At 72.4% G+C, this 11,157-nt stretch carries 12 protein-coding genes; 5 read left to right on the top strand and 7 right to left on the bottom strand.

What is annotated here, in order from left to right:
• The first annotated feature begins 2 nt into the window (after positions 1 to 2).
• A complete protein-coding gene (uraH, locus tag NBZ85_RS19935; protein WP_261555638.1) occupies positions 3 to 356 on the top strand; it encodes a hydroxyisourate hydrolase in 354 nt (117 codons plus the stop codon).
• Between the two features lie 15 nt (positions 357 to 371).
• On the opposite strand, the gene NBZ85_RS19930 is transcribed toward uraH, so the two are convergent.
• The 4 genes from NBZ85_RS19930 to NBZ85_RS19915 form a co-directional block, all read right to left on the bottom strand.
• The gene (locus NBZ85_RS19930) at positions 372 to 689 is read right to left on the bottom strand and encodes a DUF3349 domain-containing protein (RefSeq protein WP_261555639.1); all 318 of its coding nucleotides are present in this window, start codon (positions 687 to 689) and stop codon (positions 372 to 374) included.
• Positions 690 to 799: 110 nt separating this feature from the next.
• The gene (locus NBZ85_RS19925) at positions 800 to 1,063 is read right to left on the bottom strand and encodes a hypothetical protein (protein WP_261555640.1); all 264 of its coding nucleotides are present in this window, start codon (positions 1,061 to 1,063) and stop codon (positions 800 to 802) included.
• Positions 1,064 to 1,120: 57 nt separating this feature from the next.
• Entirely contained in the window at positions 1,121 to 2,269 is a 1,149-nt protein-coding gene (locus tag NBZ85_RS19920; protein WP_261555641.1) for an inorganic phosphate transporter, read from the bottom strand.
• A 109-nt stretch (positions 2,270 to 2,378) separates the two neighbouring features.
• The gene (locus NBZ85_RS19915; RefSeq protein ID WP_261555642.1) at positions 2,379 to 3,698 is read right to left on the bottom strand and encodes a DUF6986 family protein; all 1,320 of its coding nucleotides are present in this window, start codon (positions 3,696 to 3,698) and stop codon (positions 2,379 to 2,381) included.
• Between the two features lie 731 nt (positions 3,699 to 4,429).
• On the opposite strand from NBZ85_RS19915, the gene NBZ85_RS19910 reads away from it, so the two are divergent.
• Entirely contained in the window at positions 4,430 to 4,933 is a 504-nt protein-coding gene (locus NBZ85_RS19910) for a ferritin-like domain-containing protein (RefSeq protein WP_261555643.1), read from the top strand.
• Positions 4,934 to 4,970: 37 nt separating this feature from the next.
• Here the strand turns inward: NBZ85_RS19910 and NBZ85_RS19905 are convergent, their stop codons facing one another.
• The gene (locus tag NBZ85_RS19905) at positions 4,971 to 6,482 is read right to left on the bottom strand and encodes an 8-oxoguanine deaminase (protein ID WP_261555644.1); all 1,512 of its coding nucleotides are present in this window, start codon (positions 6,480 to 6,482) and stop codon (positions 4,971 to 4,973) included.
• 65 nt (positions 6,483 to 6,547) lie between these two features.
• Between NBZ85_RS19905 and NBZ85_RS19900 the strand changes: the two genes are divergently transcribed.
• The gene (locus NBZ85_RS19900; protein ID WP_261555645.1) at positions 6,548 to 7,459 is read left to right on the top strand and encodes a TrmH family RNA methyltransferase; all 912 of its coding nucleotides are present in this window, start codon (positions 6,548 to 6,550) and stop codon (positions 7,457 to 7,459) included.
• Positions 7,460 to 7,526: 67 nt separating this feature from the next.
• On the opposite strand, the gene NBZ85_RS19895 is transcribed toward NBZ85_RS19900, so the two are convergent.
• Both NBZ85_RS19895 and NBZ85_RS19890 read right to left on the bottom strand, forming a co-directional pair.
• On the bottom strand, positions 7,527 to 7,958 hold the full coding sequence (locus NBZ85_RS19895) for a DUF2752 domain-containing protein (RefSeq protein ID WP_261555646.1): 432 nt from the start codon (positions 7,956 to 7,958) through the stop codon (positions 7,527 to 7,529).
• Between the two features lie 29 nt (positions 7,959 to 7,987).
• The gene (locus NBZ85_RS19890; RefSeq protein ID WP_261555647.1) at positions 7,988 to 8,386 is read right to left on the bottom strand and encodes a hypothetical protein; all 399 of its coding nucleotides are present in this window, start codon (positions 8,384 to 8,386) and stop codon (positions 7,988 to 7,990) included.
• Positions 8,387 to 8,950: 564 nt separating this feature from the next.
• Between NBZ85_RS19890 and NBZ85_RS19885 the strand changes: the two genes are divergently transcribed.
• Together NBZ85_RS19885 and NBZ85_RS19880 are read left to right on the top strand one after the other, a co-directional pair.
• Positions 8,951 to 9,349, top strand: coding sequence for a hypothetical protein (locus NBZ85_RS19885; protein ID WP_261555648.1), 399 nt, complete (start codon positions 8,951 to 8,953; stop codon positions 9,347 to 9,349).
• A 686-nt stretch (positions 9,350 to 10,035) separates the two neighbouring features.
• A partial coding sequence (locus NBZ85_RS19880; RefSeq protein ID WP_261562388.1) for a helix-turn-helix domain-containing protein occupies positions 10,036 to 11,157 on the top strand: 1,122 nt, incomplete at its 3' end.

Here is an 11,157-nt window from a genome sequence, read left to right as displayed (position 1 = left end):
AGATGGGGCTGTCCACACACGTCCTGGATACGGCGCAGGGACGGCCCGCCGCGGGGGTGCCGGTCCGGCTCGAACGGGGGGAACTCGGCGCGGCTGCCCACGGCACCAGCACCGCGCCCGGCAGCCAGACCGGCGTCTGGACCCTGGTCACCGAGGCGGTCACCGATGCCGACGGGCGGGTCGGCGGCCTCCAGCTGACCGCGCCCGGCCCCTGGCGGCTCGTCTTTGACACCAGCGCCCGCTCGGCGTTCTTCCCCGAGGTGACCATCGCGTTCCACGTCGCGGACCCGGCGGATCACCATCACGTCCCGCTCCTGTTGGCGCCGTTCGGCTACTCGACCTATCGCGGAAGCTGACCTTGGAATGGCTGGTCAGGTCTCGGCGGCGGGCTGCGGGCGGGACGGGGAGGCCAGCGGCCATCCACCGGCCGCCAGCCGGGCGCTGACCCGGGCGATATCGCCCTCCAGCGGGGTGTCGTGGGTGATGTCGGCGATCGCGGTGCGGATCGCCAGGGCCGAGGCGGAGTCGCCGCTCGTGGCCAGCGCGTCGACGATCGCGGCCACCTCGTCCCCGGTCAGCTTGCGTCGCAGCAGCGCGAACAGCGGTAGATAGTCCCGCTCCGGGACGCCGTCGGGATAGCCGGCCCGCAGCCACTGGATGACCGAGGCCAGCATCGGAGGCAACGCCACGCCACTCACCTTTCCATCGCGTCCGGGCGACTCCGGGGATCGCAGAATCGCCTGCCACGTGGGTCCATTCGGGTGCCGGGCGGGGCTCCCTCAGGGGACGGACAGCTCCATCAGGTGCCCGCGACGACGGAGTAGATGCCCCAGGCGATCGCCGCCAGCACCACGGCGAAGCACACCACTCCGGCGGCGAGGCCCAGCGGGTTCGAGCCGAGGATGCGGTCGTCGCAGGCCTCGGTGGCGGGCGAGCCGCCGTCCCGGCCCGGCAGGCTCACCGCGCGCAGCCCCACCGCGAACAGTGCGGGCAGACCCGCCCCGGCGAGCAGGCCGATGACGACGATTTTCCACAGCGCGTCCAGGTCGATCCAGGAGTTCATGCCTGCCTGCCTAGCCTTTCGTCACTGCCGCATTCCGTTACTGCCTCCGTGCGGGCTTCAGGCCGCGATCGGCTCCTTGGCGCCCGTGGAGGTCGTTGCTCCGTCCCATTCGTCGTTGACGTTGTGGTGGCTGACCGGCGTCCTGCGGGCCCGCAGGTACAGGGCGGCGGACGCGACCACCATCAGCACGAAGACGACCACCACGCCGGCGGTGCCGCCGATGCCCTGGGCGATCCCGTAGCACCCGGCCCCGACGAGCCCGGCGGCAGGCAGGGTCAGTAGCCAGGCGGTGGCCATCCGGCCGGCGACGCGCCAGCGCACCTCGGCGCCCTTGCGGCCGAGGCCGGTGCCGAGGATGGAGCCCGTGGCCACGTGCGTCGTCGACAGCGAGTAACCGAAGTGGCTGGAGAGCAGGATCGTCGCGGCCGAGGCCGACTCGGCGGCCATGCCCTGCGGGGAGTCGATTTCGACCAGGCCCTTGCCGAGGGTTCGGATCACCCGCCAGCCGCCGAGGTAGGTGCCCATGCTGATCGCGATCGCGCAGCTCAGGATCACCCAGAACGGCGCCTCGGACCCGGAGTCCACCGTGCCGTTGGCGATGAGGGCCAGGGTGATGATGCCCATCGTCTTCTGCGCGTCGTTCGTGCCGTGCGCGAGGGAGACGAGCGACGCCGAACCAATCTGGCCGAGCCGGAATCCGTGGCTGCGCGTCCGGTCCGGGACGCCGCGGCTCAGCCGGTAGATCAGGTACGTTCCCACGGACGCGATGAGGCCGGCGATCACCGGGGAAAGACCGGCCGGGATGATTACCTTCGAGACGACGCCGTGCCATTTGACGCCGTGCGTGCCGGCGGCGGCCATGGTCGCCCCGATGACCCCTCCGATGAGCGCGTGAGATGAGCTGGAGGGTATTCCGAAGAACCAGGTGAGCAAATTCCAGGTAATTCCGCCAACCAGGCCGGCGAACACCACCGTCAGCGTCACGAGATGGGTGTTGACCAGGCCACTCGCGATCGTTGCGGCCACGCTGAGCGACAGGAAGGCGCCAACGAGGTTCAGCGCCCCGGAGAGGGCGACGGCGATCTTCGGTGACAGTGCCCGGGTGGCGATCGAGGTCGCCATCGCGTTGCCGGTGTCGTGGAAACCGTTTGTGAAGTCAAAGGCCAGCGCGGTTACGACCACCAATACCAGGATGCCGTCGTCCACGACATCTGTTGTAGCCCCGGGCGGGGCCGGTGTCGACCCGCCGCGAACCTCCGGAACGGGATATCGGACAATGTCCGCTGCCGTTCATCTTCCGTTAATGTAGATGACCTCAGCCGTTGGGTTTACCGTGCCATGTGTGGTCGTCGGTCGCGATGGAGTTGCGTGTTCTTCGCCCGCCCAGGCGGGTGACCGTCGTCCGGTCGAGGCCCGCGGCGGCGAGGCTCGGGTCGTCCAGCACACCGGCGTCGAGCGCCCGTAGGACGTGCCCGGCCAGGGCCCGCCCGGTCGCCGGCTCGTCGGCGACGGTCCCCGACTGCCGGGCGGCGGCGTAGGCGGCCAGCCGGGCAAGTGCACCGTCGAGCCCCGCCAGCAGGCAGCCGGCCACCGCCGCATGTCGGCTCACCAGCTGCCCAGGATGCAGATCCCAGCCCTGGTAGAGGCCTCGATGCCAGGCACGGCGGACCAGCTCGGCGTGCCGGCGCCAGGCGCGGCGCACGTCGTCGCCGGACGCGCCCGCCCGTTCGTCGCCGTCGACGGGCAGCAGGTTCGACGAGCCGTCCGCGACCTGAATGCCGGTGCCGGCCGCGGCGAGCTGCATCATCGTCGTCGCGTACTCCACCGCCGGATGGTCACTGGCCTGGTGCGCGGCCGTGACTCCGAGCGCCGCCGAGTAGTCGTAGGTGCCGACGTGCAGCCCGACGAGCCGGCCGGGGCCCAGCTCGAGTCCGGTCCGCACCAGCGCGGGCAGGGCGAGCACCGCGGCCGGCGTCTCGACCTGCACCTCGATCCCGACCGGGGCGAGCCCGAGCCGCCGCTCCAGCTCGGCGAGGACGTCGGCAAAGACCCGAAGCTGCCGCGCATCGCTGACCTTGGGCAGGGTCAGCACCAGACCGGGCGGCGGCCCATCGGTACCGGCAAGCGCGGTGAGGAACAGGTCGAGGCTGCGCAGCCCACGGTTGCGGACCAGCGGGTCGAGAGACTTGGGTCGCAACCCGTAGCGGGCGGGCAGCGTGCCGGCCGCGGCGGCGGCGCGCAGGGCCTCGGCCGCGCCCACGGCGTCGGCGTCCTCGGCGCCGTCCGGCCGTAGGCCGTAGCCGTCCTCCAGGTCGACTCGCAGGTCCTGGATCGGCTCCACGGTGAGCGTGCGCGTGGTGTGGGCATGGACGGCCGCGGCGACGTCGGGCCGGGGATCGCCGCCGGTCGCGGCGGCGAGCGTCGCGGGCTCGGCCCCGTACGCCGCGAGCAGGGCGCGGGCCCGCTCACCCCAGGCCGGCACGACGCCGGGGAACATCTGATCGGCCGGCAGGTAGCAGGTGTGGACGGGCTGGCGGGCGCCGGTGTCCCCCGGATGGCGGGCGGCGAGGGCCGCGTCGACCGGTTCGAGGGCGGCGGTCAGGCGGGCGACGACATCGGGCGGCAGCGTCGGCATCGTCCCAGTCTCCGGCTGTCGCCGGCCAGATCGCCGGCCAGATCGCCGGGCTGGGCGCTGGCCAGGCCGAAGTGACTGGCGTGTCGACGGGCATACCGCCGGCCTCATCCTTGCCTTCGCCGTCGAGGATGAGGATCATCCAGCTCGTCGACGGGAACGGCACGGGGTAGCGGCGGATGAAGCCGCCGCCGACGCTGGGCGCACCGATCGGGGGGGTCGATGCGCGGCGCCGACGGCGGCGGTCTCAGTGGGGGACGTCCGGCTTCCCGTTCCCGGATCATCATTGCTCAGGTTGCCGGGCCCGAGGGGGTCAACCCCGTTATCCGGTCCGAACTGCCCTGCTGCTTTGTACCAAATGGCACCCGGGAGGCAGCCGGCCGGGGTCGTGCCCGGCCATCCGCTGGCCCACATCGGCGGCCGGCCTGCAGGCCCGGCTCGCAGCGGCCGGTCGCGGCGCGTGGGAAGGGTTGCGGTGGGTGGGAAGGGTTGCGGTGCGAAGTGCACGATCCGCGGCGTCAGACCGTGCAAAACGCACCGCAACTGGCCTCCGCCCTGGTTCGGACTCACTCGCGTCGAGGTGAGCTGTTGGCGCGTATCAGCTTTATGCGCCTAGGCTGGTGACATATCTTCGCCGACCAGGGCCGCTGAAGGATTGGGCCGGGTGGACCCGGCGGCGCTTTACCTGGCGTCGACGGGGCCGGCTCGCCCGATCCGTGGAGGGGACAGACGCCATGACCGACACGCAGACCACTCCGGTCACCGAGTTGCTCAACCAGCTGCTCGGTAGCTACTGGGCGGGCTACGCCCAGCACCGCACCCATCTCGTCCTCGTCGAGTCCTGGGGCCTGCACGGCCTGGCCGCGGGTATGGCTGCGCGGATCGCCGACGAGCCGGTCACCATCGCCGCGGTGCTGAACCGGCTGCTCGACCTCGGCGGCCGGCCGGACTTCGTGGTGGCCAAGCCGGCCATCGGGACGTCCCTGCGGGAGGTGCTGGAGAACGACCTGGAGGCCCAACGCGGCGCCCGTCCCGGCCTGAACCAGGCCGCGGAGGTCGCCGCCGCCGAGCACGACGCGACCACCCGCATCCTGATCGAGACCATTCTCGCCGACGAGGAGCAGCACCTGGCCTGGCTCGACACCGAGCTGTCGCTCTACCACCGGCTCGGTGAGCCGCTCTACACGGCGCAGCGCCTCGCCGTGGCCACCGCCGCCGCTTCCCCGTCGCCGGCCTGAGAATGTCCCCGCCTGCCCGCAGGCCCCGGCGCCCGGTTTATCCCCCCGGACAGGCAGTCAGGTCGATACCGGCGTCGTCGAAGGCGCGCTGGATGCCGGCGGCGAGGGTGCGGTGCCGGTCGAGCATCGCGGGCAGGTCTGGGTGCACCGGCCGGCCGTCCTCGACGACGAGCCGGCCGGCGACGACGGTGTGCCGGGCGGCGGTCGGCCCGCAGCGCAGCCAGGCGTCGATCGGATCGGACAGGGCCCCGGCGTAGGCGACCCCGTCCAGCGGCCAGACGACCAGGTCGCCGACCGCGCCGACGGACAGTTCGCCGATCTCTCCGGTGCGGCCGAGGCAGCCGGCTCCGCCGCGGGTGGCGATTTCCAGCGCGTCGCGGGCCGACATCGCCGCGGAGCCGTGCCGTAGCCGGCCGAGCAGCATCGCCGTGCGGGCCTCCAGCCACAGCGACGCCGAGTCCGCCGACGACGACCCGTCGCAGCCGAGGCCGACAGGGACGCCGGCCGCCCGCAGTTCGGCGACCGGCGCGAGCCCACCGCCGAGGATCATGTTGCTGCTCGGGCAGTGCGCCACCCCGGTGCCCCAGGCGCCCAGCCGGGCGACCTCCGCCGGGTTCGGGCAGATGCAGTGCGCCACCCAGGCCCGGTCCCCGGCCCAGCCGACCTCGGCGAACTGGTCGATGGGCCGGCGGCCGAACATCGCCAGGCAGTACTCGTCCTCCTCGGGATCCTCGGCGAGATGGGTGTGCAGGCGCACGTCGAGCTTCTCGGCGAGCTCGGCGGTGGCGCGCATGAGCGCCGGGCTGACCGAGAACGGCGAGCAGGGGGCGAGCGCCACGCGCACCATCGCGCCCCACGACGGGTCGTGGTGGCGGGCGACCAGCCGGGCCGACTCGGCGAGGATCTCGTCGTCGTCCTGGACCACAGAGTCGGGCGGCAGCCCCCCGTCCTTCACCGACAGCGACATCGACCCGCGGGTCGGGTGGAATCGCAGGCCGAGGGCCGTCGCCGCGGCGATCTCCGCGGAGATCAGGTCCCCGCCGCCGCGCGGATGGACGTAGAGATGGTCGGTGGTCGTGGTGCAGCCGCCGAGGGCGAGCTCCGTGAGCCCGACGTAGGCCGAGACGTGCACCGCCTCCTCGTCCAGCCGTGACCACAGCGGGTAGAGGGTCGACAGCCAGGTGAACAGGGTGCCGCCCAGGGCCGGGGCGTAGGCGCGGGTGAGGTTCTGGTAGATGTGATGGTGCGTGTTCACCAGGCCGGGTGTGACGAGCGCGCCGTCGGCCCGCAGGGTGCGCACGGCCGGTGGCGGCGGGTCACCCGGGCCGCCGAGCGCGCTGACCAGGCCGTTCGTCACCGCGACCCATCCACCGCGGATCTCCCTGCGGTCGGCGTCCACGGTCGCGACCAGCTCGGCGCCAACGACTAGCAGGTCAGCGGGAACGGGAGCGTTGATGGGACGGGAGACGGCGGTGCCCGGCGCTGGCGCTGGCGCGGGCACCGGTGTGAGTGCTGGCACCGGTGTGGGTGCGGTGTGCGGCTCGGTCATGGCCGCCGATTCTGCGTCCCGCGCGTTACGCCCGGGTGACCCCGGTCGTGTCGGGAGGTCGTGGCGTGCCCGCTGAGCTGCCCCGGTCCGCCGCTGCGCCGGTCGTGGCGATCGACGATCCGGCGGATCCGCGGGTCGACGACTTCGTCGCGCTCACCGATGTGGCCCTGCGGCGCCGCCGGGAGCCGGCGGACGGACTGTTCATCGCCGAGGGCGAGAAGGTCATCACCCGGGCGTTGCGGGCCGGCTATCGTCCTCGTTCGGTCCTGGTGTCTCCGGCTCGGCTCGACGCCGTGCCGGCGGACCTGCCCGCCGACGTCCCCGTCTACGTCGCCGGCGCCGGCGTCCTCGCCGCCATCACCGGTTTCGAGGTGCACCGCGGCGCGCTGGCGTCGATGTGCCGCCGGCCGCCGCTGGCCGCCACGGATGTCCTCGCCGCCGCGCGACGCATCCTCGTCTGCGAGGACATCGTGAGCCACACCAACCTGGGGGCGATCTTCCGCTCGGCCGCCGGGCTCGGGATGGACGCGGTACTGCTCAGCCCCCGCTGCGCCGACCCGCTCTACCGCCGCTGCGTGCGGGTCTCGATGGGCGAGGTGTTCGCCGTGCCCTACGCGCGGCTCGACCCGTGGCCGGGCGCGCTGGGCCTGCTCCGCGCCGTCGGGTTCACCCTGCTGGCCCTGACCCCGGCCGTCGACGCCGTTGATCTCGGCACGTTCGCCGCCCGGCTCGACGCCCCCGGCCCGGCGGCGGATCCGGCGGCCGCGGGCCTGGCGGCGGGGTCGTCGGAGGGGAACCCGGGGGTCGGGCCGCCCGCGCGCGTCGCGCTTCTGCTCGGCACGGAGGGGCCCGGGCTGTCCGAGCCGACCCAGGCGGCGGCGACCGCGCGGGTCCGCATCCCGATGGCGCACGGCGTCGACTCGCTCAACGTCGCAGCCACCGCCGCCATCGCCTGCTATCTGCTGGGCCGGCGCTGACCGCACCGACCGCACCGACCGCACCGTGGCGTGGCACCCCGGGCAGGTCGCCCGGCCGTGAGCGGCGTCAGCCGGGCCGGGATGCCAGCCATGTGCAACCGGGCAGCGGCAGGTTGCGCAGTACCCAAAACGCGATCACCAGTACCGGAATGACCGATAGTATCCGGGGTGGGACGCGGGGTAGTGGGTGCCGCCAGCCGGCGGCCCGCGCCACCGCCACCGCCCAGCCGAGGGCCAGCATCGGCGCGGCGACGACGAAGAAGAGGTTGTAGTCGGCGGCCGCCGCCGGGTGCCCATGCAGGAGCTGGTGCAGGCCCCGCAGCGTGCCGCACCCGGGGCAGTCCAGCGACGTCGCCCAGCGGAACGGACAGGTGGGGTAGTGGCCAGGCTGCGCCGGGTTGACGAGATAGACCCGCACCGCGGCGGCCGCCGCGATCGCACCCACCGCGACGAACCCGCCCAGGCGGGCCCGCGGCGACCAGTCCCGCGCGGTCGTCACCGGTTCAGCGTAACGGGCGCGACGGGCGATCACTCCAGGTGCAGAGCATTCTCCTCGGCCGAGGCGCTCCTGATAGTTCCGTCGTCGTCCACCTCAAGAGCCGCGTCCTCGAGGCCCGTGGCGTCCTCGCCGTAGACGTCAGCTCGCAGGATCTGGCCCGACTCCCGGCGCTCGGCCTCCAGGTAGGGGTCGGCGTCCGGCAGTTCGGCCGCGAGCTGCTCCGCGAAGGACGAGCCCTTGCGCTCCTCGCGCGGCGTGTGCGGGTACCGCACACCTGGGCTCGGTCGGTCAGGAACGTCCCAACTGTCGTCAAGTGGGTCCCGGCCGGCGTCCGTCGAGCCGAGGTCGTCGCTGTCGAACACCTCGGCGGGTTCCAGAGGTGAGTCCTCGCGGTTCCACGACTCGGAATCCGCGGCTGGCTGTGTCACGTCGGCCTCCCTGACCGGCTCCCCGGTGAGCGGTGTCCATCCCGGGGCGTGCACCTGGACGGATCACCGGCATGGCGGGTCCGGTCGCTGTCGACATCGGTGCGTCCCGGGCCGTTCCCGGCACGCCTCGACATTGCACCTTCCCTGGCCCGGCGGTACTAAGCCCACATGGCGCGCCGGCCTTGCCGGCATCTTCGCGATGCGAGCGGCTGCACCGTCCAGCAGCTTGGCCGGTCCGTGCCGCCGGCCTTGCCGCGGTTCCACCCAGCTGCCGGCGGCATCGACCGGAAACCATTGGGCCAAGGTCCTTTTCCTTTGCCGTTGGCCAGATAATTGCGAAGCAACGCAGTGATCGTGCGTCATTGTGCGCCGGTGTCTCCGCCTGCAAAAGAAGCTTCGCCGCTTCGCCGCTTACCGCGACCGTCTGGCTGGGGTTGGCCGTGGTGGCTGGTTTCGGACCGTATGTCGTGAGCGGGATACGGGCGGAGCGGGTGGTCGTCTATGGTGGCCTGCTCCTCTGCATTCCTTTCGGAGAATTTCTTTCCCGGCTCCCTGCAGGCTGGCGTGGATAACTACGTCTATCCCGCTGCAGTTCTGTTCGTGGTCGGCCGGTGGCTGGCAGCGGGCTATATCCGACAGGGCGCACCTGATCGGTTCTGCCGGGTATTCGTGGTGCCGATGATGATCAATGGCGGGCTCGCGGTGCTCGGCCTGTTCGCCCGACCCGAACGCGGCCGCGATCGGCCGGTCGTCCTCGACACCCGGCCCTGGTTCGGCTACGGCGCCGGCGGCCTCGCCGTCCCCTATGGCACCGCCTGGGCCGGGGCCATCGTCGTCGGCGGTCTGCTCGGCGTCGCCATGCTGACGGCCGTCGTGCTGCTCGTGGCCAGCACCTGGTGGCGCAACCGAGTGCGGCGGGAGCTGGCGGAACGGCACTTCGCCACCTGCGTCACCGTGCTGTAGGCGAAGGGGCCGTGTGGGCGGGCGTCGAAATAGCCGGCCAGTGTCCGGTGCTCGTGCAGCCAGCAGCCGAGCGCGACTACGGCCGGGTCGTACCGGGCGGTGGGCGCGGGCGCGAATCCACCGGCGGCGAGGCCGTGCTGGACGAAGACGACCAGCGCCAGCCCGATCCGGAGGAATCCGAAACTGTTGCGGCGTGGGTCGAACGCCGATGCCACGGTCTGTCGCGGTTCCGGGCGGCTCATCCGGCCCCCCATCCCGTGTTCGACGGACCGGATGGCCACGGCAGCCCGGCAGCCCGGTCGGGTGGATCCGGGCCTCGGCCACGCGGCGACTCCCGGTAAAATATAGCTATCTGTAGTCGACAGTTCATCTACAGTGACTTACCGTGCGTGGCGGGGGAGGTTCCGCGGATCCGACTCCCGCCCTCGGGCATCCCCGTCCGGCGCAGACAACGTCGGTTACCGCGGTTTCCCTCAGGTGCAGCGGCATCGGCGGGCGACGGTGGTCGGGCGCGGCCGGTCGGTTCGCCGTGTCGCGCGGATCCGCTCAGATGGGGATGTGTCGAGCGGGGCTGAGAGCAGGTACGACCAGCATTGCGGATGCCAACGGCAGCGGTATGGACACGATTACCGCGTGAGGCGACCCCGCTTGTCACCGAATGGCAGTTGGCGTATAGCGTCCGCTTTGTGGCTACTGTTGCTGAGCGGATACTCGACCAGCTCGCCAAGGCTCCCGAGGGATTGGACGACGGCAGGCTGGCCGCGGCGACCGGGGCGAGCCGGGGCACGGTGAACCAGGTCTGCCGGCGACTTGCGCAGACGGGACAGCTGCTGCGTGCGCAGGGCGCCGGCGGCCGCATCCTCAATCGGCTGCCGGAGGCGGCCGTCGCGCCCCCCGACATCCCGGCCGGTTCCGTCCCGGCCGCTCCGGCACCGGTGAGTCCGGTTGCCGTGAGCACCCTCGCCGTCGTGGAACCGGCTGCCCCTGTGGAACCGGCTGCCCCCGTGGAACCGGCTGCCGAGTCGACCCCGGCCGAAGCGCAGATCGCCGACGACGCGCCGGCGGCGGAGATCGAGCCGATGGGGGGCACGGAGCCGGCCCTGGAGCCGGTGTCGGCCCTGGAGTCGGTGTCGGTCGTCGAGTCGGTGTCGGTCGTCGAGTCGGTGTCGGTCGTCGAGTCGGTGTCGGTCGTCGAGCCGGAGCCGGTCGTCGAGCCGGAGCCGGCAGGGGAGTCCACGCTGGCGCCGGACGGGGCCAGCCAGCCGGTCGTGGAGCCTGTGCCGACGGCTGAGTCGCGACCGGCGGGCGGGCCCCCGTCGATTGTGGAAGTGATCGCCGTGCCGGTCGTGGAATCCGCGCCGGTTCTTCCCGCGGACGTTGCGCCAGCCATCGAATCCGAGCCGACCGCGGAGCCCGAGCCGACCGCGGAGCTGGTGTCGGTGGGGGCGTTGGCGCCGATCGTGGCGGTGCCCGCGGAACCGGCCGCGACTGTGATTGTGGCCGAGGCGACCCCCGCCCCCGTCGGGGCAGAAGATCCGGTGGGGACACTCGGGCAGGTCCTGGCCGCCCTCGACGAGGCGATGGCCCGGTTGGGGAGCACGACCCTGCCGGGGCTGGCGAAGGCCTCGGGCGATGCCACACCATCGACGGAGCTGCCGGGCGGTACGGTAACCGAGCCTTTCGGGACGGAGACGGTCCCCGCGGCGGCTGCGGCCAGCGGCGGAGGCGGCGACCGGACGGAGACCAGCGTTCTCCCTTCCGCGGAATCGGTCAACGACAGCGCTGTCGTTGACCGATTCCGCGGAAGG

The organism is Frankia tisae (assembly GCF_025403405.1).
GTDB classification, from domain to species: Bacteria; Actinomycetota; Actinomycetes; order Frankiales; family Frankiaceae; genus Frankia; species Frankia tisai.
This window is presented reverse-complemented; position numbering and strand designations above follow the sequence as displayed.

What these genes read in the sequence shown, in the direction of transcription:
- NBZ85_RS19925 (WP_261555640.1), bottom strand. Translation starts at nt 1,063, where the DNA reads ATGAACTCCTGGATCGACCTGGACGCGCTGTGGAAAATCGTCGTCATC.
- NBZ85_RS19910 (WP_261555643.1), top strand. Translation starts at nt 4,430, where the DNA reads ATGACCGACACGCAGACCACTCCGGTCACCGAGTTGCTCAACCAGCTG.
- NBZ85_RS19915 (WP_261555642.1), bottom strand. Translation starts at nt 3,698, where the DNA reads ATGCCGACGCTGCCGCCCGATGTCGTCGCCCGCCTGACCGCCGCCCTC.
- NBZ85_RS19905 (WP_261555644.1), bottom strand. Translation starts at nt 6,482, where the DNA reads ATGACCGAGCCGCACACCGCACCCACACCGGTGCCAGCACTCACACCG.
- uraH (WP_261555638.1), top strand. Translation starts at nt 3, where the DNA reads ATGGGGCTGTCCACACACGTCCTGGATACGGCGCAGGGACGGCCCGCC.